The 22,232-nt window shown below is 44.9% G+C and carries 19 protein-coding genes; 10 read left to right on the forward strand and 9 right to left on the reverse strand.

Going from position 1 to position 22,232, the window contains the following annotated elements; all coding sequences use genetic code 11:
* Position 1: 1 nt before the first annotated feature.
* The 3 genes from ACYRYY_RS03745 to ACYRYY_RS03755 all read right to left on the reverse strand — a co-directional run bounded on the left by ACYRYY_RS03745 (position 2) and on the right by ACYRYY_RS03755 (position 3,603).
* Complete coding sequence (locus ACYRYY_RS03745) at positions 2–955, reverse strand: acetyl-CoA carboxylase carboxyltransferase subunit alpha (RefSeq protein ID WP_460214165.1); 954 nt, start codon at positions 953–955, stop codon at positions 2–4.
* A gap of 276 nt (positions 956–1,231) precedes the next feature.
* Positions 1,232–2,080: a DsbA family protein gene (locus ACYRYY_RS03750; RefSeq protein WP_460214166.1), complete on the reverse strand. Its 849-nt coding sequence runs from the start codon at positions 2,078–2,080 to the stop codon at positions 1,232–1,234.
* Positions 2,081–2,517: 437 nt separating this feature from the next.
* Positions 2,518–3,603, reverse strand: coding sequence for a glycosyltransferase family 4 protein (locus ACYRYY_RS03755; RefSeq protein ID WP_460214167.1), 1,086 nt, complete (start codon positions 3,601–3,603; stop codon positions 2,518–2,520).
* Between the two features lie 197 nt (positions 3,604–3,800).
* Between ACYRYY_RS03755 and ileS the strand changes: the two genes are divergently transcribed.
* From ileS to ACYRYY_RS03790, 7 genes are all read left to right on the forward strand, one after another.
* Positions 3,801–6,602: an isoleucine--tRNA ligase gene (gene ileS / locus ACYRYY_RS03760; RefSeq protein WP_460214168.1), complete on the forward strand. Its 2,802-nt coding sequence runs from the start codon at positions 3,801–3,803 to the stop codon at positions 6,600–6,602.
* 1 nt (position 6,603) lies between these two features.
* On the forward strand, positions 6,604–7,080 hold the full coding sequence (gene lspA / locus ACYRYY_RS03765; RefSeq protein ID WP_460214169.1) for a signal peptidase II: 477 nt from the start codon (positions 6,604–6,606) through the stop codon (positions 7,078–7,080).
* Positions 7,077–8,630, forward strand: a complete 1,554-nt coding sequence (gene purH / locus ACYRYY_RS03770) for a bifunctional phosphoribosylaminoimidazolecarboxamide formyltransferase/IMP cyclohydrolase (protein ID WP_460214171.1) — start codon at positions 7,077–7,079, stop codon at positions 8,628–8,630. Before lspA ends, purH begins: the two co-directional genes overlap by 4 nt.
* Before the next feature lie 70 nt (positions 8,631–8,700).
* Positions 8,701–9,987 (forward strand): phosphoribosylamine--glycine ligase, encoded by a 1,287-nt coding sequence (gene purD, locus ACYRYY_RS03775; RefSeq protein WP_460214173.1) that lies wholly within the window; start codon positions 8,701–8,703, stop codon positions 9,985–9,987.
* Positions 9,984–10,490, forward strand: a complete 507-nt coding sequence (gene purE, locus ACYRYY_RS03780; protein WP_460214174.1) for a 5-(carboxyamino)imidazole ribonucleotide mutase — start codon at positions 9,984–9,986, stop codon at positions 10,488–10,490. The genes purD and purE overlap by 4 nt, the downstream gene beginning before the upstream one ends.
* Position 10,491: 1 nt before the next feature.
* Positions 10,492–11,103 (forward strand): L-threonylcarbamoyladenylate synthase, encoded by a 612-nt coding sequence (locus ACYRYY_RS03785; RefSeq protein ID WP_460214176.1) that lies wholly within the window; start codon positions 10,492–10,494, stop codon positions 11,101–11,103.
* A gap of 23 nt (positions 11,104–11,126) precedes the next feature.
* On the forward strand, positions 11,127–11,477 hold the full coding sequence (locus ACYRYY_RS03790) for a cytochrome c3 family protein (protein WP_460214178.1): 351 nt from the start codon (positions 11,127–11,129) through the stop codon (positions 11,475–11,477).
* A 78-nt stretch (positions 11,478–11,555) separates the two neighbouring features.
* Here ACYRYY_RS03790 and ACYRYY_RS03795 read toward each other — a convergent pair whose 3' ends face one another.
* The 4 genes from ACYRYY_RS03795 to tnpA all read right to left on the reverse strand — a co-directional run bounded on the left by ACYRYY_RS03795 (position 11,556) and on the right by tnpA (position 15,199).
* Complete coding sequence (locus ACYRYY_RS03795; protein ID WP_460214179.1) at positions 11,556–12,854, reverse strand: GGDEF domain-containing response regulator; 1,299 nt, start codon at positions 12,852–12,854, stop codon at positions 11,556–11,558.
* Between the two features lie 175 nt (positions 12,855–13,029).
* On the reverse strand, positions 13,030–13,932 hold the full coding sequence (gene xerA / locus ACYRYY_RS03800; RefSeq protein ID WP_460214180.1) for a site-specific tyrosine recombinase/integron integrase: 903 nt from the start codon (positions 13,930–13,932) through the stop codon (positions 13,030–13,032).
* 2 nt (positions 13,933–13,934) lie between these two features.
* Positions 13,935–14,669, reverse strand: a complete 735-nt coding sequence (locus ACYRYY_RS03805) for a Crp/Fnr family transcriptional regulator (RefSeq protein ID WP_460214181.1) — start codon at positions 14,667–14,669, stop codon at positions 13,935–13,937.
* 74 nt (positions 14,670–14,743) lie between these two features.
* Entirely contained in the window at positions 14,744–15,199 is a 456-nt protein-coding gene (tnpA, locus tag ACYRYY_RS03810; RefSeq protein WP_460213868.1) for an IS200/IS605 family transposase, read from the reverse strand.
* A 251-nt stretch (positions 15,200–15,450) separates the two neighbouring features.
* On the opposite strand from tnpA, the gene ACYRYY_RS03815 reads away from it, so the two are divergent.
* The 3 genes from ACYRYY_RS03815 (at position 15,451) to ACYRYY_RS03825 (ending at position 18,587) form a co-directional block, all read left to right on the forward strand.
* Positions 15,451–16,950: an FAD-dependent oxidoreductase gene (locus tag ACYRYY_RS03815; RefSeq protein ID WP_460214182.1), complete on the forward strand. Its 1,500-nt coding sequence runs from the start codon at positions 15,451–15,453 to the stop codon at positions 16,948–16,950.
* A 78-nt stretch (positions 16,951–17,028) separates the two neighbouring features.
* Complete coding sequence (locus tag ACYRYY_RS03820) at positions 17,029–17,397, forward strand: cytochrome c3 family protein (protein ID WP_460214183.1); 369 nt, start codon at positions 17,029–17,031, stop codon at positions 17,395–17,397.
* An 11-nt stretch (positions 17,398–17,408) separates the two neighbouring features.
* Positions 17,409–18,587, forward strand: coding sequence for an MFS transporter (locus ACYRYY_RS03825; RefSeq protein ID WP_460214184.1), 1,179 nt, complete (start codon positions 17,409–17,411; stop codon positions 18,585–18,587).
* On the opposite strand, the gene trmFO is transcribed toward ACYRYY_RS03825, so the two are convergent.
* Both trmFO and topA read right to left on the reverse strand, forming a co-directional pair.
* A complete protein-coding gene (gene trmFO, locus ACYRYY_RS03830; RefSeq protein WP_460214185.1) occupies positions 18,564–19,865 on the reverse strand; it encodes a methylenetetrahydrofolate--tRNA-(uracil(54)-C(5))-methyltransferase (FADH(2)-oxidizing) TrmFO in 1,302 nt (433 codons plus the stop codon). The two genes, ACYRYY_RS03825 and trmFO, sit on opposite strands and share 24 nt — an antisense overlap.
* 6 nt (positions 19,866–19,871) lie before the next feature.
* On the reverse strand, positions 19,872–22,232 hold the full coding sequence (gene topA / locus ACYRYY_RS03835) for a type I DNA topoisomerase (RefSeq protein ID WP_460214187.1): 2,361 nt from the start codon (positions 22,230–22,232) through the stop codon (positions 19,872–19,874).

Raw genomic sequence — 22,232 nt, forward strand, 5'->3', positions numbered from 1 at the left:
ATCACTCCGCAAAAACACCCATGTTGCGGAATTTATCGTATCTCTGCTCAAATATCTGCTTGGGTGCGAGCGACTTTATTTCTTTAAGGTGGCGTGCAATGGCAGTTTTGAGATTGTGAGCGATCTGGTGATGATTTCTGTGGGCTCCGCCAAGGGGTTCATTGACAATTTCATCAATTACTTCAAGCTCTTTAAGATCCTGTGCCGTAAGTTTCAGGGCTTCAGCAGCACGTCCGGCGTATGATGCGTCTTTCCAGAGGATAGATGCGCAGCCTTCGGGGCTGATAACTGAGTATGTTGAATGTTCAAGCATAAGCACACGGTTTCCCATAGCTATGGCAAGGGCTCCGCCTGAGCCGCCTTCCCCTGTAATAACGGTGATCATGGGCACAGTAAGTTCCGCCATCATCATAAGACTTTTGGCTATTGCTTCCGCCTGTCCTCTTTCTTCGGCTTCTATACCCGGATAAGCGCCGGGGGTGTCAACAAATGTGATTATCGGTCTGTTGAATCTTTCTGCAAGGTCAAACATCCTCTGCGCCTTTCGGTAGCCTTCGGGGCTTGCCATACCAAAATTTCTGCGGATATTCTCCTTGGTATTACGCCCTTTCTGGTGCCCGATGACCATAACAGGGGAATCATTGAAATTGGCAATTCCGCATACCAGAGCCTGATCATCCCTGAAAAGCCTGTCACCGTGCAGTTCAAGAAAGTCTGTGAACATCAGTTTGATGAAATCAAGAGTATAAGGGCGTTCAGGATGGCGTGCTACCATAAGCTTTTGCGATGGTGTAAGACGCTGGTATATATTCGCTTTTACTCTTTCGAGCCTTTTTTGGAGAGAGTCAACCTCTCTCTGCATATCAGAATCTGAAAGAGAAGACATGTTCTTTATTTCTGCAATTTTATTTTCTATCTCTATAATCGGGGCTTCAAAATCCAAGGGCGCTGCCATTACTACACCTTCCTTAATATATTGCGGACAGTGTGATGTCCTTAGAGTCTCTTTGTGTATTTCTTTACTCCGCTGAACTCTCATAAGTCCATAACAATTCAGCGCAAAAAAGACAATTTATGTACAAATCAGTTTTACCTATTACAAGTATCGACTGATTATATAAGCGTTAAATCTGACAACTGCAAGACAATTATTAAATGAAACGCCGACCCCTTAACCGGAAAGTCCTGCGGAAGAGCTTTCCCCCGCAGGACTTTTTTTATCCTGATAGTTTTATTTAAAAGAGTCTATGGCGAGGTCAAACATAGGGGGTTTAAATCCGCCTATCAGCTTGCCGTTAAAGTAAAGAGCCGGTGTTCCGCTTATGCCCATAGCCTGAGCTGCCTGCATCTGCTCTGCAATCTTTGCTGCTGTCGCTTCATCGTTCACAAGCGCTTTAAATGCTGCCGCATCAGCGGTTTTAGCTGCAAAATAGTCTATGATTTCTTCATCTGACTTAGCGTCAAAATCGGGAGCAGTGGAGTAAAGCTCGTCATAGAAGTTAGCATTCTGAGCTGCACCTGCTTCAAACACTTTTGCGTAAAGCTGCGCCTTGGGGTGGAAAGCGAGGGGGAAGTGCATAAAATATATTGCAACATCTTTTCCTGCGAGTTTTTCTTTCAGGTACTCATGGGCTCTTCTGCAATAAGGGCACTGAAAGTCACTTACTTCCACTATATAGTTTTTGGCATCTTTATTGCCGTATGCCAGTGTAAGCTTGCTGAGGTCAATATCAGCGGGGGGAGTATTTTTAAAGACAAGTTTGTCCTTAATTCCTGCACCTGTGGCAACTTCAGTAATATCAGGAATGATATATGTGCCGTCAGTAAAAACGTACTGTTCCTGGCTTCTTTCTGCGTCTTTGAAGGTGAGCTTCACAAACTTAAGGGCTTCAACCCCTTCGACAGGTTCAATAACTTCGACTTCATAAGTGACATCATTCATGTTCTTGGAAGCGAAAAACTTGCCGAGATTTTCCTTCATAACGGCGGAGACATCCGCTTCAGGTTTTGCTGTTTCCTTCTGTGCGCCGCATGCAGCAACGGAAATAAGCAGTAATACGGCGAGAATGCTCTTTTTCATAGACTAAAACTCCTTTTATAAATAGTCAGCACATTAAGGCTAACTTAAAGACATAGAAGATTATCATAGGTTCCGGAAAAAGTCTAATTTACAGTTTAAATTGCCTAAGGCAATTTAAACACGTTCAAAAAACGTACATCCTGTAGTTTTTTTTCACTCGCAGCCTGCGGAGCAAAGCTCCTCGCTGCTCTCACTCCGTGGGCACATCCATGTGCCTTAATTATAGAGTAAATCTGAACATCCTGTCAGATTTACTCACACGCTCACGCCGAACTTCGTTCGTCTTCGCTTCGCACGGCGGCAGCATCTATCTTTACTATGAAAAAAACTACATCCTGTGTTTTTTTCATACACGCTCGCGCCGTGATAAACACGGCTTCGCTTCGCACGGCGCAGTTCCATCCATGGAACTGCTGCACTTGGAACTGCGGGATTTTTTAAAGGTCTTCGATTATTTGGGCGATCTCCAATGCTGATTTTTCCCAGCCGAAACGTCTGATATTTTCATATCCTTTATTTATCAAATCAGTTCGTACATCAGATGAACTGCGGACATCCATGACCTTCTCTGCAATATCAGAAGGGGCAAGCGGGTCGCAGTAGATAACGCTTTCGGCACAGACTTCCCGCAGGCTTGCAGCAGGGGATGAAACAACCGGACAGCCGCTCGACTGAGCCTCCAGAGGCGGGATACCAAAACCTTCATATAATGAGGGGAAAACAAAGACAGAAGCAGAGGCGTAAATGGACGGAATATCTTTATCATCAACATAACCGGTAAAAAACACCCTGTTTTTTAAGCTTTCAGAGTTATTCACCATCTCCGCCACGGCGGAATCCCCCGTGATGAAACCGTCTCTCTTTCCGACAATAACCAGATTCACTCCTTCCATAATTTTAAGTGCTTTCAAGAGAGTTATCAGGTTTTTATTAGGCTTAACGTTTCCCACAAAAAGAATAAAATTTTCCGGCAGGGAATATTTTTTTATAACATCAGGATTTTTTGCCCCGCTGAACAGCTCCTGATCAACAGCGTTATACACAACCTTAATCTTAGACGGATCCGCCGGACAGTATTTCAATATCTCGCCCTTGGAAAACTCCGAAACAGTTAGAACCGCATCAGACACAGCCACGGCACGGCGCATTACAAACTTTGCATAAAGTCTCTGCAATGGGGAAAAAATACCGCTTTCAGCCGCCAGATGATAAGTATCATGCACTGTCACAAGCCTTTTTGCCGCCACAACTGGCAGAACAGGCACATTATAATGGGGCGACCAGAACACATCGCATTCAGGAACCTTGCGGAAAAGCTCAACCTGTTCCTTAATTGTATATATTTTTGACGAAGCCTCGATAATCCGGACCTTTTCCGCCCATGGGAACTCAAATATTTCGTCTTTTTTGCCCAGAAGTGTTATGTCAAAGCGGTCAGTAAGGTGAGGAATTATGTTTCTGATGTATGTTCCGATGCCCGATGCCCGGCACATACGGAAATCAACCGAAAGAGCAGTTTTCATAGGATATAAAAACTCCGTAATATTTCTGAATGGTCATTATTGCACACTTTCTCTGTTCTTAATACCCGTTTGTGTTTCATTTATCATAATAAAACAATGGGCTAAGAGCCTTAAAACACCATCCCTCTCTTGATTATTGCTCTTTTTAGTGATATGTATTTTTTCCCTCAAAAAATCTCATAAGGAGTGCCGCCGCGATGGATTATAAAAGCACGCTGAATCTCCCGGAAACAGGATTTCCCATGAAAGCCAACCTTTCCGTGCGGGAACCGGAACGCATAAAAAAATGGGACGAAGAAAACGCATATTCCAAAATTCTTAAAAAAAGGGAAGGCTGCGAAAAGTATATTCTTCACGATGGTCCTCCATATGCCAACGGTCACATTCACATCGGACACGCACTCAATAAAATCCTCAAGGATTTCATAGTCAAAGTTAAATCATTTGAAGGGTTCAAAGCGCCCTACATACCCGGCTGGGACTGCCACGGACTGCCCATTGAGCATCAGGTGGACAAAAAACTCGGCAGCAAAAAACATGAACTCTCCAAATCGCAGATAAGAAAACTCTGCCGTGAGTATGCTGCGGAATTTATAGACATACAGAGAGAAGAGTTTAAACGCTTGGGCGGTTTCGGCGACTGGGATCATCCTTATATAACAATGGATCATGTCTACGAAGCAAAAACCCTTGAAGAGCTTTATAAATTCTTCAACAACGGCGGCGTTTACAAAGGCTCAAAACCTGTTTACTGGTGTACGAGCTGTGTTACAGCTCTGGCTGAAGCGGAAGTTGAGTATGATAACCACACATCACACTCAATCTATGTAAAATTCCCCGTTCGTGATACAGATAAGGGTAAACTCGGACTTGGTGCTGATGATAAGGTTTCGTCTGTAATATGGACAACAACTCCATGGACACTTCCGGCGAACCTTGCTGTCTGCGTTCACCCTGATTTTGTTTATGCTCTCGTAAAAATAACCGAAGCTGACAACAAAAACCTCGGCTGCGAATATATACTTGTTGCGGAAGAACTTCTGGAAAAACTCCTCGGCGAGTTCAAGATAACTGCATATGAAAAAGTGAAAACCTTCAAAGGCTCTGATCTTGAAGGACTGAAGAATAAACACCCCTTCTATGAAAGGGATTCAGCGATAATACTGGGCGACCACGTAACTTTAGAGGCAGGTACGGGACTGGTACACACAGCCCCCGGACACGGTCAGGAAGACTACGTTGTGGGCATCAAGTATGGTCTTGAAGTTCTCAACCCTGTTGATGATTACGGTGTGTTCAAGAAAGACACTGAAATATTCGCCGGAGAACATATAAACAAGGCTAACCCGAAAATAGTTGAACTTCTTGATGAAACAGGAGTTCTTCTTTCCTACGGCAAGATAGACCACTCCTACCCTCACTGCTGGAGATGCAAGCACCCTGTAATATTCCGTGCCACTCCCCAGTGGTTTATATCAATGGAAACAAATGACCTCCGCAAAAAGGCTCTGGATGAAATAAAAAGAGTTCAGTGGATTCCCGCATGGGGTCAGAACAGAATAAACGCCATGATAGAACACAGACCGGACTGGTGCATCAGCCGTCAGAGAACATGGGGCGTACCCATAGCTGTTTTCACTTGTCAGGACTGCGATGAGGTTTATATACCAAAAGATGTGCAGGAAAAAGTCCTCGCCGCTTTCCGTGAACACGGTGCGGACGCATGGTTCGACATGGAGACGGAAGAGTTCATCGGTAAAGACGCTAAATGCCCCAAATGCGGCGGCAGCAGGCTGAAAAAAGAAACCGACATCCTTGATGTATGGTTTGACTCCGGTGTTTCACACGCCGCAGTGTGCGAAGAGAGAGAAGAACTCGGCTGGCCGGTCAACATGTATCTGGAAGGAAGCGACCAGCACAGGGGATGGTTCCACAGCACACTTCTTGAATCCGTAGGGACAAGAGGCAGAGCGCCCTATGACGAGATCCTCACCCACGGCTTTGTTGTGGACGGCAAAGGACGTAAGATGTCCAAATCCGAAGGCAACACAATAACACCGGACTCAATAATAGATAAATACGGCGCAGAGGTTCTTCGTCTCTGGGTTGCGGCGGAAGACTACACGGAAGACATCAGAATCTCAAACGATATAATAAACCGCCTTGTTGAGTCTTACAGAAAAGTCCGCAACACGGCAAGGTATCTCCTCGGCGTAATATCAGACTTCAACCCCGATACGGATACAATTGAATATGATAAGCTTCTGGATCTGGACAAATACGCCCTTATCCGCTGGCAGGCTGTAAAAGCACGCATATTCAGCGCTTACGACAAATATCAGTTCCATGTGTTTTACCACACATTCCTGAACTACTGCATAAACGACTTAAGCTCCTTCTATCTAGATATAATCAAAGACAGGGTTTACGCATACAAAAAAGATTCGCACCAGCGCAGATCCGCACAGACTGTCCTCTTCACCATCACAAAAGAGATGAGCATAGTTATGGCGCCGATTCTCTCATTCACAGCGGATGAGATATGGGAGTTCATACCCGAATGGAGCGGAAAAAGCGATCTCGTGTTTGAGGAGCTTTTCCCAAAAGCACTGCCCATAAAAGATGCTGCTCTTGAAGCAAAATGGAACAGGATCATCGAAATAAGAAGAGAAGTTAATAAAGCCCTTGAGCTGGCGAGAGCCGAAAAGGTTATAGGACATTCCCTCGGCGCAAAGGTCATCGTCGGACTTAACGAAGCCGACAGAGCGATCATGACCGCTGATGAGGGGATAGAGAAAATCTTCATAGTATCTGAGCTTATCCTCACCGACATAAACACCCTTGAAGGTGCTTATGTTTCAGAGGACAAAACGGTCAAGGTTGCCGCAACCGCATCCGAAAACCAGAAATGCGAAAGATGCTGGTGTCAGGTTCCCACAGTGGGTTCAAACCCTGAACACCCCACAATATGCGCAAGATGTGCCGAGGCGATAAGCTGATATGAAAAAATCGCTTATCTCGCTTTTTGCCGTACTGCTCATTGTGGATCAGGCTACGAAGATTTTTGTTAAGAATACATTCATGCTCCATGAAACCAGAGAGGTTATACCCGGATTTTTCAACTTCACGTATATACTCAATCCGGGTGCGGCTTTCGGTTTTCTGGCAAGAATGAATGAGAGCTACCGTCAGCTTTTCTTTGTTCTGGTTACTCTTGCGGCTATAATAGCCGTGGCGTACCTGCTTTACAGAGAAGTAAATATGAAGCTGCGTGCGTTCTCATACACTCTTATTATTGCCGGAGCGGTAGGCAATTTTATAGATAGGGTTTACATCGGAAAAGTGGTGGATTTTCTGGATTTTTATGTATCAGGTTATCACTGGCCGGCGTTTAACGTTGCGGACAGTGCTATATCCGTAGGGGTCTGCTTGCTTATGCTTGACCTTTTTCTTCATAAAAGGAGTGAAAAGAAATGATAGTAAAACCTGAAAGAGCGCTGATCAGCGTTTCCAAGAAAGAAGGCGTAGCCGAATTTGCAAAAGAGCTTGCCGCAAGAGGAGTGGAAATTATCTCCACTGGCGGAACGGCGAAACTTCTGAAAGAAAACGGCATTAAAATCACTGAAATCGGCGAATTCACCGGATTCCCCGAAATGCTTGACGGCAGAGTAAAAACTCTCCACCCCAAGGTTCACGGCGGTATTCTCAATGTCCGTGATGATGAGGCACATCAGAAAACAATGAAGGAACACGGGCTTAAGAATATCGATATAGTTGCCGTAAACCTTTATCCGTTTGAAGAAACTGTCTGTAAAGAAGGCGTGAGTCTTGACGAAATAATCGAAAACATCGACATAGGCGGTCCCTCAATGGTGAGAAGCGCCGCTAAAAACCATAAATTCGTTACAATCATAGTTGACGGAGCCGACTATAAACGTGTCATAACAGAAATGGACGCAGCAGGCGGCACAACACTTGAAACAAGACGTGACCTCGCCAGAAAAGCATACGGACACACAGCTCTGTATGACAGTATCATCGCAGGTTTCTTCAACAACCTTCTCGGTGTTAAGTTCCCCGATGAATACACTCTCCCCGCACGCAAAAAACAGGGCATGCGCTACGGAGAAAACCCCCATCAGGATTCAGCCTTCTATGTTCAGCCTCTGATCAAAGAACCGGGCGTTTCCACAGGTGTTCAGCTCCACGGTAAAGAACTTTCCTTCAACAACATAGTTGACATTAATGCAGCAGCAGAAATTATTAAGGACTTCACAGGCGAACCCGCAATAACAATCATAAAGCACACAAACCCCTGCGGTACAGCCACAGGCGCAACTCTTCTTGAAGCTTATGAGCGTGCCCTTGAGTGTGACCCAGTGAGCGCATTCGGCGGTATTGTCGGCGCAAACAGAGAGGTTGATAAAGCCACTGCAACAAAGCTTGCAGAGCTTTTCCTTGAGGTTATTGTAGCTCCATCCTTCAGCAAAGAAGCAAAGGAAATACTTGAGCAGAAAAAGAACCTTCGTCTCATAGAGGTAGGAGATCTTTCCGGCGCAAGGGACAATGAACTTGATGTCAAAAAAGTTACAGGCGGCGTTCTGCTTCAGGACAGAGACCTCCACTCTTTTGCTAACATAGCCGAACTTCCCTCACCCACTAAACGCAAACCCACCGAAGGCGAGCTTAAGGCAATGGCTTTCGCTTGGAAAGTCGCTAAACACGTTAAATCAAACGCAATCATATACGCAAACGAACACCAGTCTATAGGCGTGGGCGCAGGGCAGATGAGCCGTGTGGACTCCGCCAGAATAGCCGCTTTTAAAGCACAGAAACCCCTTCAGGGCTGTGTAATGGCAAGCGATGCCTTCTTCCCCTTCCGTGACAGTGTTGATCAGGCTGCGGAACAGGGCATCACCGCCATAATATCCCCCGGCGGTTCAATCAGAGACGAAGAAGTGATCAAAGCTGCTGATGAACACGGCATAGCCATGATCTTCACCGGCGTACGCCACTTCAAACACTAAGTTTCAAAAGATAAGTTCGCAGGACAGGACGTACCTGTCTGCGAACTATCATAAGTAAGGAAAAAAATTAATGAAAATACTTGTTGTAGGCAGCGGGGGCAGAGAACATGCTCTCGCATGGAAACTGGCTCAGAATCCGAAGGTTGAGGAAATCTTCGTTGCTCCCGGAAACGGCGGCACAGCACTTGAGAATAAAGTAACCAACATCCGCATTAAAGCCACCGAACTGAAAGATCTTGCGGACTTCGCAAAACATAATGATGTTGCGCTCACTGTTGTCGGCCCTGAAGACCCCCTTGCTGCAGGTATAGTGGATTATTTTCAGGAAAAAGGCTTACGGGTATTCGGACCCTGCAAAGCTGCGGCGCAGATAGAAGCGAGCAAGGCTTTTGCAAAAGAAATGATGGTCGCAGCAGGAATACCCACCGCTTTTTATAAAGAGTTTACGGATTTTGAATCAGCAAATGCCTATGTACATGAAAAAGGCGCACCCATTGTCATAAAAGCGGACGGACTCGCCGCAGGCAAAGGGGTAACTGTTGCCCTGACTGTTAAAGAGGCTGAAAACGCTCTGAAAGAGATCTTCATTGATAATATCTTCGGTGAAGCCGGCAGCAGAGTGGTTGTGGAAGAATTCCTCAACGGAGAGGAAGCCTCATACCTTGCCTTCTCCGATGGTGAAACTGTTCTCCCTATGGTTTCCAGTCAGGATCATAAGGCAGTTTATGACTGCGATAAGGGTCCTAATACAGGCGGAATGGGCGCTTACTCCCCTGCTCCTGTGGTGACGGATGATATATTTGACTTCGCAACTCAGAAGATAGCCTACCCGTTAATAAACGAGTTTAAAAAACGCGGCATAAAATATGTCGGCATAATATACGCCGGACTGATGATCACTGCTGACGGAGTTAAGGTTCTCGAGTTCAACGCACGTTTCGGTGATCCTGAAACCCAGCCTGTTCTCACACGCCTTAATTCTGACCTGCTTGAAATCTTTGAAGCCTGCATAGACGGCAGACTGAAAGATATAAAAGCAGAGTGGAGCAAAGAACCCGCTGTGTGTGTTGTCATGGCTTCCGGCGGTTATCCGAAGGAGTTTGAAAAAGGCTATGAAATCAACGGTATTGCAGATGCCGACAAAGTGCAGGGCGTTAAGGTTTTCCATGCAGGCACCGCAACTGTTGACACCACAACGGTAAACACAGGAGGACGTGTCCTCGGTGTGACAGCAAGGGGCAGAAACCTTGAAGAAACCATAGAAAAAGCGTACGAAGCTGTTAATAAAATATACTGGACAAACGCCCACTTCCGTAAAGACATCGGAGCTAAGGCACTGAGGAGGCTTAAGAAATGAGTAAAGTCGGTATAATAATGGGAAGCAAATCCGACCTTGGAATCGCAGAAACAGCAATCAAGGTTCTGAAAGATTTCAATATACCATGTGAAGTTATAGTTTCCAGCGCTCACAGAACCCCTGAACGCACAGGAGAATGGGCAAGAGGCGCAGAAAACAATGGTTTTTCCGTAATTATAGCCCTTGCCGGAGCTGCTGCTCATCTTGCCGGTGTAGTTGCCAGTGAAACCAATCTTCCTGTTGTGGCTGTACCCGTGTCTGCGACCACACTCGGCGGTCTTGACGCTCTTCTTTCAATGGTGCAGATGCCCGGCGGAATCCCTGTTGCCACAATGGCTATAGGAAATGCAGGCGCTAAAAATGCAGCTCTTTTCGCATGTCAGATAATCGCAAGGTCTGACGCTGAACTCGGTAAAAAGCTTAAAGATTACCGTGAGAAGATGAAGCAGGACGTTTACAAGGCTAATGAAGAAGTACAGGCGATGTTAAACGGCGCACACTAAAATGCTTATAATGAAGGCGGAGATTTCCGCATTCAGAAAAATATTCTCAGAGGCGGGTTCAAAGAATGAACCCGTCATCTTCCCCACTGACACCATATACGGCATAGGAGCATCCATAAGCGATGCGGCCGCCAACGAAAAAATATACGAAATTAAAAGCAGGGAACTCAACAAACCTTTTCCTGTTCTTGCAGGCAGCGTTGAACAGGTTATGGAAATTGCCGAACCTTCGCAGGCTGCGCTTAATCTCATGCGGAACTGCCCCTTTCCATGCACGGTCATTCTTAAAGCTAAAAAGCATATTAATCCGCTCATGACACTGAACGGAAACGTGGCAGTACGCCTTCCGAAAACTGAACCTCTGGCGGGTTTTCTTAAGGAATACGGAGCAGTTACCGCAACAAGCGCAAACCTTTCAGGCATACCCTACGAAGGCGGCATAGAGAATATGGTCAAAACTTTTTGCACGAAGGTAAATTTCTATTTATACCAAAACAATACGAATATCACACCTTCCGCCATTGTGGATTTTACCTTTACTTTACCGCAAATTATACGTAAATCAGATCTAATCAGCCTTGACATTATAATGTCATATGCTAATTTATGCTGATAGATTTCATGAAGGAGAAGATTATGAAAAAACTCATAGTTGCAATGGCAGTAATCTGTTTCGCAGTTGCTGCTGCAATTGCGGCAGGTCCCGCAAAAATCGATCTTAAAACATGGGTCGCTGGCGAACCTTCCAAACCCGCAGTTCAGTTCCCCCACGATGTACACCAGGCTAAAAACGCATGTACTGACTGTCACGTTACTGAAGAAGGCGGCGCTCTTAAAAACCTTAAAGCAGGCGGCGAAGTAAGCTTTAAAGGTGCAATCGGCGTTAAAAAGACTAAAAATGACGCTCATGACCTTTTCTGCTGGGAATGCCACGTTGCTAAAAAAGTTCCTCAGGGCAAATCCTGCAACAAATGCCACGCAAAATAACAAAGGCATAACAGAAAGAAACAACAGCCCCGCCGGCAATGCCGTTCGGGGTTTTTTTATTTTAACTAAAAACCCTAATTAAACTGTCACTCCGCTTCCGACAACCATATTCCTTCCCATATTCTTTGACTGGTACAGTCTTTCATCAGCCAGATTTACAAGTTTATCGCTGCACTTTGTTTCTGATATGCATGCAACACCAAAGCTGCTTGTTATACGGGTATTTATCCCTTGAAAAACATTGGATTCAATGGTTTTTCTGAGTTTTTCAGCCAGAGTGTATGCACCCTTGCAGTCGGTTTCAGGAAGCAGTATTATAAACTCCTCCCCGCCGTAACGGGCAACAGTGTCTGAGTCTCTGGTGAGTGAACAGGCGATCGAGGCTATCTCTCTTATCACTTCATCACCAAGAATATGCCCGAACCTGTCATTTATTCGTTTAAAATGGTCTATATCAAATATTATCAATGAGTAAGGCTCTTTTGTCCTGCGAGACCTGCTGTCTTCCTTGCTAAGAGTTTCATAAAAATAGCGTCTGTTGTATATGCCCGTCAGCCCGTCTGTAATCGCCTGAAGCTGAAGGAGTTTATTGGTTTTCTCCATATCATCCAGCAGTATTTTGTTGAGAAGATGAGCCCTTAAACGCAGGTAAAATTCCTCAACATCAAACGGTTTATGAAAAAAATCATTCACGCCTGTATAGAAAAGGCTGTTGCGTACTTCACGGTCATCAGAGACTGTCATTGCGATGATGGGAATATTCTTAAAGTTGTAATCTTTTTTCAGAAAATTTACGAACTCTCCGCTGGTTTGACCTGAACCGAAAAAATAGTCGATAAGGACAACATCAGGAACATAGCTGCCGCTCTTCAGAAGATCCATTGCGCTTTCTATGTTTTCCATGCAGATAGGGGTAACGCCGGATTTCTTCAAAAGACCGCTGATAAAATTACGCTGAAGCTTGCTGTCCTCAACAATCAGAGCCTTCATTCCGCTAAAGCAGCAGGTGCTGACAAAATCTTTAACATTTTGCAGAAACACCCCAAGCCCTTCTCTTACGGAATTTTTTATAAAGTACCCGAAAGCTCCGTTCTGAAAGCACTGAATACGCACTGAATCATCAATTAAAGAGGTTATAATAATTACTACTGTCTGTTCAAACTTTTGCTGGTACTTCATTTCTCTGCACAGTTCCAACCCTTTTCCATCGGGCAGAACCATGTCAAGGGTCACCACGTCATAATAGTTTTCAGTCAGTTTTTTTCTTGCCTCGTTCAGATCTGCCGCTTCATCAACTTTATAACTGAATTTTTCCAGTTCGCTCCTGATGCTTTTACGTATCAGTCGGCTGTCATCAACAACTAATGCTTTTTCCATACCATACCTGTCTGAATTTTAATAAAGAAATAATCATAAGACAATTATTGTCGGATCAAATAATAGCATTTGATTGTCTTCTTTCCCAGTGAAAAAAACGTGGAATTAGTGAACTTGGAACTCAATAGCACTTAAATGTTTCGGAATGAAGAGATAAAAAAATACAAAAAAATAATTATTTTGCTTTAGGATGTGTCTGATCGTAGATACGCAAAAGGTCGCTGAGATTCAGGTGGGTGTACTTCTGCGTTGTTGAAAGGGATTCATGCCCCAGAAGCTCCTGAATAGTCCGCAGATCGGCACCGCCTTCCAATAGGTGTGTGGCAAAAGAGTGCCTGAATGAGTGCGGAGAGAAATCCACCGGAAGTCCCGCTGCTTTAAGATATTTCTCCACCATGCGCCCGACAGAGCGTTCAGTAAGTCTGCCGCCGTATTTATTAAGAAAAACTGCATCATCTTTAGGATAATGTCCTTCAGCCGGCACATCAGCACGCACACGCATATATGCTGTAATCAGGTCGCCCAGAATGTCACCCAGAGGGATCACCCGCTCCTTTTTACCTTTCCCCCTCACACGTATACGCATTCCCCGCAGATCAATATCAGAGAGGTTCAGCCCCGTAAGCTCTGAAACACGAACCCCTGTGCCGTACATCAGCTCAAGGAGAAGAGCATCACGCATACCTGCAGGTTCTGTTTTATCCGGCAGTTCCAGAAGATTCAGAAGATCATCTATGTTGAAGACATTAAACGATTTTTTTTCCTTTTTAGGGAATTTCAGCATACGTGCGTAGTTATCTTCTATGACTGATTTTTTATGAAGGTATTTATAGAATGATTTAAGGGTGGACACCTTACGTTCTGCGGTGGATTTGGAGATCCCTTTGTCAAACTGAGATGCGATAAAACCACGCAGAATATAAAAATCAGCGGATTCTATATCGCTTATCTTTTCAGCATCCAGATAGTCTGCAAGCTCTGACAGATCTCCGGAATATGCTTTTATTGTATGTTCGGAGGCATTTTTTTCATTCCGCAGATATAAAATAAAGTCAGCAACAGCACGGTCAATGTTCAATACTAAGCTCCTGAACCAACATCATTATTTTTCATGCGGTTTTCCTCCCAGTCATAGAGATTGTCAAAAAGACTCTTATGAGCATACCTTTCCGTTCCCTCTTTACGATACAGTCCCCGCTTTTTCCATTCAAGCAAAATGCGGTTCAGGGTAAGCGGAATTGTGTAAATAACCTGACTAAGCTCTGAATGGGTAAGCTTGACAGGGATATTAAACCATCCGTTTTCATTTTGAACTTCATATCGCTGTACAAGGATTTTAAAAAGCACTGCAAGCCTTTCTTCCGGCGGACGGGCAATAATTGCTGCCATTCCCTCCAGGTCTGACTCTAAATCCAGCATAAGATGATTCACAAGCATTTTACCGAAGTTATGGTGAGTTCGCACATATTCCCATACCGCTTCATGCTTAACATCAAGCAGCACGGTATCCCTTAAAGCAGTTGAGGCGATATTTGACAACCTGTTTGAAAGAAAAAAAGTTCCGCCCAGAACAGTACCCGGAAGCAGCAGGCTTATTGCCTTAACTTTTGATGTTTCTTTAAAAGTAAAACTTTCGCTGAATTTTGCTAAAAGACCGCTCAGAACCAGACTGAGATTAGGATAAAATTCATTGCCTTTAAAAACAGGCGTACCTTTGGGTATGTGTTTAAGAGTTCCGTAATCCGAAAAGAACTTTTGAAGCTCACTGCCAGCTTTCGACCTGACCCATGGGAAGCCGTGATACCTTATTCTCATAATAAACCCTTTTTAAATAGATACCCCCGGGTAAACCCGGGGTTCTATGCTTTCGCCATGCTATCGCATGTTTTTTACAGCTCAATCTTGAGCTGTCCTGAATCCTGTTGCCCTTGCATTTCGACGTAATTTTTAATTACGTCTTCATTCAAACCAATACTGCTAACGAAGTAGCCTGGCGACCACACTATATTTTCATTCCAGTATACTTTTTCTAACCAATCAAAAAATTTTCGCATACGGGAAGCCAATTGGCTTTTTAATCTACCCATAACATCTGAAATACTATATTTGGGAGGAATAATTATAACCATATGCAAATGATCTAAGTCAAAGCCAATGGCTTCTATTTCAACGCCAGGCATACTTCTCAATAAACTGGGCAACGTTTTACGAATATAAGAACAGACACCAGGCTTCAGGATCTTTCGACGGTATTTACAAACCCAAACTACATGATATTTCAAGTAATAAGCACTGTGAGAGGTCTTAATGATTTCCATAGAAAAGTATACCGTCGAAAGGCTCATTCATCCACGCTTAAAAGCGTGGTGTTCTGTCTTCGACCGCATAAAAATATTTCCATTTATTTAATATAAGCACTGACAAAAAAAAATGATATCCTTTTTAAATATAGCTCATCAAATTAATCCCAAAAGCATATATCCCAGTATATATATTTTTTCCTTACATGCTTGAGGCAAAAATCATGAAGTAGTAGCTTTTAGAAAAGCCGTGGAATTACACGGCGGTTTCATTTTTTTAACTTCAGGAGAGAATTATGAAAAAGTTACTGTTCATTGCTATGTTATGCTCATTTGCTTTCGCACAGGTTTTTGCTGCTGACAAAGAGTACAATGTTGATCTGGTTATCGTGGGTGCAGGTGCCGGCGGTCTTACTGCTGCTGTGTCGGCTCAGGAAAAAGGTCTTTCCACTGTACTGCTTGAGAAAAAACCCGCAGTAGGCGGCACAGGCAACTTTATGGAAGGAACATACGCAGTTGAAAGCTTCATGCAGAAAGAAGCAGGAGTTAAGCTCACAAAGCAGCAGGCTTTTAACGAAGTCATGAGCTATCACCACTGGAAATCAAATCCTCGTCTGGTGAAAGCTGTCATTGACCAGTCTGCAGAAACAATCAAATGGATCTGGGATCACGGTGTTCATTTTGAGGAAGTCAAGACAGCATGGCTTAACAAACCCAACAAAACTTGGCACATCTTCCCCGAATCAGGTTCTAACTACATTAAAGCAATGGTAAATATCTATACCTCAAAAGGCGGTACTCTTCTTACAGAGACCCCCGGCAAGAAACTTCTCTTAGACAAAAACGGCGCAGTAACAGGTGTAATCGCTGAAAACGAAGACGGAGAAGTAATACAGGTTAATGCCAAAAGCGTAATCCTCGCCACAGGCGGTTATGCAAGCAACCTTGAGATGATCAAGAAATACGGCGGTCCGGAATCGCTCCCCACTGTTCTCGGCAGCTACGGCGATGGTATAAACATGGCTCTTTCAGCCGGTGCAGCCCTTGACGGAATGGGACCGCTTATGCTTAATGGAGCTTTCATGCTCGCACCCGGAGAAGCTATATGCAACGGTAAAAATGCCGAACTCCGTGCAATGTTCCGCCAGTCTCTTCTTTATGTAAACTCACACGGCGAACGTTTCTTCAATGAGGAAGTAACAATCGACTGGCCTCTCGCCAGCAACGCTATCAGCCGTGAAGGCAAGTTTACATATGTTGTATTCGATGCAGAAACCCTTAAGGAATTTCAGACAAAAGGATATCTTAACGGATGCGGCAACTGGATAAAACGTGGACAGCCAATGAAAAAGTTTGATCAGCTTTTCCCCGAAAACGAAAAGAAAGGCAACGCTTTCTCCGGCAAAACACTTGATGAAGTTGCCAAAAAAGCAGGTTTTGATCCTGAAGCTTTCAAACAGACAGCAAAGGAAATTACTAAATACGCTAAACAGGGCAAAGATGAGCGCTTCGGCAAAAACCCCCGCACGCTCAGAGCAGTTGAAAAAGGGCCATTCTATGTTCTCAAAGGTCAGCTCCACCACCTTACATCACTCGGCGGTTCCAGAGTTACAGAACACCTTCAGGTTGTAAACGAGCAGGGTAACGTAATTCCCGGTCTTTACGCTGTTGGCGGCGATGCAGGCGGTATGTACGGTGATTCTTACGACCTGACAATAGCAGAAGGCGCAGCAAGCTCATTTGCAATCAACGGCGCACGCCTTGCTGTTAAAAACATTGTAGCCACAGGGAAATAAACACAGTCATAGCTTACCTCTTAAGCTGTCCCGGAAATTTATCCGGGACAGCACCAATAACACAGCATCGAGGAAATAATGCCGAAACTTCTTATACTTTTACTAACATTAATCTTATCTGTTTTTTTATCTGCCGCTTTTGCAGCCGGAGAAGAGAAAACACTCAGAAGGAAACATCTTGAAGCAGAGCTTTCATGTGCGGACTGCCACGGAACAGACACGCCGGAAAAAAAAGCTTCGCAAAAAGCCTGCAAAGGCTGTCATGAAGGTATGGAAAACGAACCTCCTGTTATCTTCATTGAAGAAAATGGCGAGAAACATGAAGTCAACCCCCATAATGCACACCCCGGACAGATGAGATGCACCCTGTGCCACAGCATACATAAACCCTCCACACTGTACTGCAATGAGGGCTGTCACCACACTTTCAGTGCAAAAGTGCCGTAAGAGAGTATTTTATGAATAAAATCAGCAGCAGAAGCGGATTTGTTATCTTATTTACTATCAATTTTCTCGTAACATTCAGCTTTGCCGTTAATGACTCAATGTTCTCCCTTTTCTGTGAAGACAATTACATATCAGGGTTTATTTTCGGTTTTGTTTTTGCTGTTTATTCACTGACAAAAATCATCTCTGCACCTTTTGCGGGCAAGCTTGCCGACAGATTTGGCACACATAAAATTCTTTTCACGGCACTGGTTCTTTATACCCTTGTGCCGTGCTTTTTTCTTATCACAGATGATAAGGCAGTCATTATCACGGTAAGGATACTTCAGGGGCTGGCATGTGCTATGTTTCGTCCGGTAATTTACTGTTTCTTTCCGGCAGATTCTACACGTAAAGGAAGAATATTTGCCCTTTTTGATCTTTCCTTCTACTCGGCAATAGCTCTGGCACCTTACTCCGGTAGCCTTATACTGGAAAGTTATGGTTTCAGAGGAGTTTTCACATCCATGCTGACGTGCTGTGTTGCAGCTCTGGCTATTTTTCCCGCTCTTACACAGGAAAAACCTGCCTATACGAACATGCCAAAGACCCAAATTCAAAAAAACAGCGACAGTGCAATTAACCCTTTGCTGGTTTACATTTTTTTCAGAGGATGGGGCATTTCCGTAATCACGGCCTTTCTTCCTATATATCTTTCAAGAATGGATATTCCTCCATCAAAAATAGGCTTTACCCTCAGTGCGGCAGCTGCATTTACCACAATAAGTCTGCCCCTATGCGGAAGACTCACGGATATTATCCACAAGGAAACACTCATAGCCGCAGGTGGATTCTGTGTATCCTTCACAACTATTTTCACTGTGTTTTTTTCCGGCTTTGGTTCAATTTTTCTTTTGATGAGTCTTGGGGGAATATTTACAGCTATGTCACAGCCCGCCTGCCTTTCCTTCATTATGGAAAACACAGACGAGTGCAGCCTTGGTCATTCTATGGGGAAATTTAACGCATTCATGGGGATGGGGTTTGCCAGCGGCCCCGCATTCGGAGCTATGTTATCCTCCGCAGCAGGGCTCAAGTCAGTGTTTATAATGACAGGTTTTCTGGGAATTGTTTCGGTGTTTGTATTTATGTACGGAACACAGGTATACCCCGGCACTACAGGAACATCAGGGTTTAAGAAAACCTTTTAAAGAATTAACAGCCTTTTCAGCCATCATGCTTTTTTTCAGTTTTTTATCCTTTATTCTCTCTTCGGGTGCAGGGAGCATGCCGAAATGGAAATTGCTCGGAACATATTTTTTGCGTGTGGCTTCATATTTATCCGTAACAAACAAGCCCAGTGAACCCAAAGCGCTGTCACGGGGGAAAGGTTTGCTTTCACCGCCTGTCAGTCTCAAAGCAAGGTCATACCCTGCAATCAGTCCCGATGCGATAGATTCCAGATAGCCTTCCACGCCGGTTATCTGACCTGCGAAGTAGAAGTTATCCTCGTACCTGAACCTGTCATCCAGCTTTGAAGGGGCATTTATATACGTATTGCGGTGAACAGAGCCGTAGCGGAGAAATTCTGCGTTTTCAAGTCCCGGAATCATACCGAAAACCCGCTTCTGTTCCCCTATCTTCATCTTTGTCTGGCAGCCCACAAGGTTATATGATGTGCCTTCCTCATTCTCCTTGCGGAGCTGAAGAACAGCGTAATATCTTTTATCTGTTTCAGGATGCTCAAGTCCCACAGGTTTCAAGGGACCAAAGGCAAGGGTCTTGCGTCCCCTCACCGCCATCTCCTCTATGGGCATGCAGCCTTCAAACACATTCATTTTCTCAAAGTCTTCAAAGGCGACCTTTTCAGCATCCATAAGCGCATCGTAGAAGGCATCGTATTCATCCTTTGTCATGGGGCAGTTAAGGTAATCAGGATCACCTTTGCCGTAGCGGCTCTTGAAGTAGCATTTGGTCATGTCCACAGAGTCGTAATCTATTATGGGCGATATGGCATCAAAGAAATACAATCCGCCGCCCATGAGAGACTTTATCTTCTCCGCCAGAGCATCAGAAGTCAGAGGTCCGCTGGCAATAATGAGCGGTCTCTCCGAAGGAATATCTATTATTTCACCCCGCACTATCCGCACATTTTCCATAGCCTCAAGGCTTTCTGTCACCTTTGCGGAGAACATGTCCCTGTCCACGGCGAGAGAACCGCCGGCGGGAACTCTGCATTCCTTGGCTATGCGGATCAGAAGGCTGTCCATAAGCTCAAGCTCTGCCTTAAGAAGGCCTGAACCTGTGTCAAGAGCCTCCGCCTTCAGAGAGTTGGAGCAGACAAGCTCAGCGAAGCCGCCGCCGGAGTGGGCAGGAGTCATCACTTCAGGGCGCATCTCATAAATGATCACGGGGATATTACGTTTGGCGAGCTGATAAGCGGCCTCTGAACCAGCGAGACCGCCTCCAATTATATGAACCGGATTCATGAAAGACTATTCCTTAACAGTTATGGTGCCGTCTTCCAGAGTCTGAATAGGTTTGGCGTTTTTGCATTTCGGGTATGCTGTGCAGGCGAAAAAGCGTCCCCTCGGACCTTTTTTAAGTGCCATAGGGCTGCCGCATTTCTCGCATTTGACATTTTCGTCAACCTTGAGAATTTCGGGAGCTATGTTGCCTTTCGCATCCGTAATGATATTTGCCGTAAAGCTGCATTCCGGATAGTTGCTGCATGCAATGAAATTGCCCCTTCTGCCTTTTTTAACGGCAAGCTTGCCGCTGCATTTCGGGCAGGGAGTTTCAATTTCCGCCGTCATCTCCTCCACAAGCTTAACCTTGCCTTCCGCATCACGCACATACTGCTTGATGTTCTTGCATTCGGGATAAGCGGAGCAGGCGAGCATTTCACCGAAGCGTGATTTTTTAATAACCATCTCGCTTCCGCATTTATCGCACTCAATGCCTGTGGATTCGTTTTTGGGCTTTTCAATGAGCTTTATTGTTCCGTCCTCCTGCCTTTCGTAATCGGAGGAGAAGTCACATTCGGGATATTTGGAGCAGGCGGCGAATGAGCCGTTGCGTCCGTATTTTATGATGAGTCCGCCGCCGCATTTCGGGCATTCGGAATCAAGGGTGAGATTAACGCTAAACTGTTTTTCCGCAACATCAAGAACGGGTTTGAAGCTTTTGAAGAACTCATCAAGCACTTCATCCCATTTCACAGCACCTTCAGCAACCTTATCAAGGTCATTCTCAAGCCCTGCGGTGAATTTTATCTCGAAAATACTGGGGAAATTGCTTACCAGAAGCCTGCTGACAATACGCCCAAGCTCCGTGGGGCGGAGTTTCTTCTCCACTGTTTCAACATATTCCCTTTCCTGAATAGTCGATATGATGGAAGCGTATGTACTGGGACGCCCTATGCCTTCCTGCTCAAGTGTTTTAACAAGAGTTGCCTCTGTGTATCTTGCAGGAGGCTGAGTGAAGTTCTGCTTAGGGTCGAAGCTTTCGGGAACAGCGGGAGTGTTCTCTTTTATATCAAAAAGAATAGCCTCCGCATCCTTCTGGGCTTCCTCGTCGCCTTCTATATAAAGCTGTCTGAAACCGGGGAACTTCAGGATTTTACCCTGCGCTTTAAACTCGTAGGCTCCTCCGGTGATAAGTATCGTGCTCTGGTCATATTCCGCATCAGCCATCTGGCTTGCTACGAAGCGTTCCCAGATAAGCTTATACAGCTTGTACTGCTCTGCTGAAAGAAACTTTTCCACAGATTCGGGAGTGCGCTCAACGGATGTCGGGCGGATAGCCTCGTGAGCATCCTGCGCCTTGACTTTGGATTCCTTGGCTTTTCTGGCACTCTTGGCGAGAAAATCAGAGCCAAACTCTTTTTTGATATAGTCTGACGCTTCCTTTGCCGCCTCATCAGAAATACGCACAGAGTCAGTACGCATATAGGTAATAAGACCGGCAGGTCCCTGACTTCCCAGATCCATACCTTCGTAAAGCTTCTGGGCAGTCATCATGGTACGTTTTGCGGAGTAGCCAAGCTTGCGGCTGGCTTCCTGCTGAAGCATTGAGGTGGAGAAAGGCAGCGGCGCTTTCTGCATTACTGTCTTTCTGATAACGTCAGTTACGGAGAAGGAAGCTTTTTTAAGATCCGAAAGAACCTTGTCCGCCTCTTCCTTTTTGCCGACTTTTATTTTTTTGCCGTCTTTTTTCTCAAGACGAGCTTTGAGCTTTCTATTTTCGTCATTATCCAGAAGGAACATACCGTCAATAGTCCAGTATTCCTCCGGCTTAAACTTCTCAATCTCCTCCTCACGTTCGCATATGAGGCGGAGTGCAACGGACTGAACCCTTCCTGCGGAAAGACCGAATTTAAGCGGTTTCCAGAGGAGAGGACTTACCATATAGCCCACAAGCCTGTCCAGCACACGGCGGGACTGCTGAGCCATTGCCATATCCATATTTATATCAACGGGGTTTTCAATTCCGTCATGTATACCTTTTTTGGTGATTTCGTTAAAGTAGACACGTTTGATTTTGTCATTATTTTTTTTGCCGAGTTCGCCTGCGATATGCCATGCGATAGCCTCACCCTCACGGTCGGGGTCAGGAGCCAGAAAGATCTTTTCTGCTGTCTGCGCCTCTTTCTTGAGGTCATCCAGAACCTTTTTCTTCCCTCTGATTGTGATATATTCGGGATTAAAGCCGTTTTCTATATCTACTCCAAGCTTATTGGAGGGAAGATCTTTAACATGCCCCACGCTAGCGAGGACTTTGTAACTTTTGCCCAGATATTTCTCTATGGTTTTGGCTTTCGCCGGAGACTCAACAATAACAAGGTTTTTTGCCAT

It is taken from the genome of Geovibrio sp. ADMFC3 (genome assembly GCF_054687035.1).

Bases quoted from the DNA above. Each gene is read 5' to 3' on its own strand.
- ACYRYY_RS03745 (WP_460214165.1), bottom strand. From the start codon at position 955: ATGGCAGCGCCCTTGGATTTTGAAGCCCCGATTATAGAGATAGAAAAT.
- ACYRYY_RS03750 (WP_460214166.1), bottom strand. From the start codon at position 2,080: ATGAAAAAGAGCATTCTCGCCGTATTACTGCTTATTTCCGTTGCTGCA.
- ACYRYY_RS03755 (WP_460214167.1), bottom strand. From the start codon at position 3,603: ATGAAAACTGCTCTTTCGGTTGATTTCCGTATGTGCCGGGCATCGGGC.
- ileS (WP_460214168.1), top strand. From the start codon at position 3,801: ATGGATTATAAAAGCACGCTGAATCTCCCGGAAACAGGATTTCCCATG.
- lspA (WP_460214169.1), top strand. From the start codon at position 6,604: ATGAAAAAATCGCTTATCTCGCTTTTTGCCGTACTGCTCATTGTGGAT.
- purH (WP_460214171.1), top strand. From the start codon at position 7,077: ATGATAGTAAAACCTGAAAGAGCGCTGATCAGCGTTTCCAAGAAAGAA.
- purD (WP_460214173.1), top strand. From the start codon at position 8,701: ATGAAAATACTTGTTGTAGGCAGCGGGGGCAGAGAACATGCTCTCGCA.
- purE (WP_460214174.1), top strand. From the start codon at position 9,984: ATGAGTAAAGTCGGTATAATAATGGGAAGCAAATCCGACCTTGGAATC.
- ACYRYY_RS03785 (WP_460214176.1), top strand. From the start codon at position 10,492: ATGCTTATAATGAAGGCGGAGATTTCCGCATTCAGAAAAATATTCTCA.
- ACYRYY_RS03790 (WP_460214178.1), top strand. From the start codon at position 11,127: ATGAAAAAACTCATAGTTGCAATGGCAGTAATCTGTTTCGCAGTTGCT.
- ACYRYY_RS03795 (WP_460214179.1), bottom strand. From the start codon at position 12,854: ATGGAAAAAGCATTAGTTGTTGATGACAGCCGACTGATACGTAAAAGC.
- ACYRYY_RS03805 (WP_460214181.1), bottom strand. From the start codon at position 14,669: ATGAGAATAAGGTATCACGGCTTCCCATGGGTCAGGTCGAAAGCTGGC.
- tnpA (WP_460213868.1), bottom strand. From the start codon at position 15,199: ATGAGCCTTTCGACGGTATACTTTTCTATGGAAATCATTAAGACCTCT.
- ACYRYY_RS03815 (WP_460214182.1), top strand. From the start codon at position 15,451: ATGAAAAAGTTACTGTTCATTGCTATGTTATGCTCATTTGCTTTCGCA.
- ACYRYY_RS03820 (WP_460214183.1), top strand. From the start codon at position 17,029: ATGCCGAAACTTCTTATACTTTTACTAACATTAATCTTATCTGTTTTT.
- ACYRYY_RS03825 (WP_460214184.1), top strand. From the start codon at position 17,409: ATGAATAAAATCAGCAGCAGAAGCGGATTTGTTATCTTATTTACTATC.
- trmFO (WP_460214185.1), bottom strand. From the start codon at position 19,865: ATGAATCCGGTTCATATAATTGGAGGCGGTCTCGCTGGTTCAGAGGCC.
- topA (WP_460214187.1), bottom strand. From the start codon at position 22,232: ATGGCAAAAAACCTTGTTATTGTTGAGTCTCCGGCGAAAGCCAAAACC.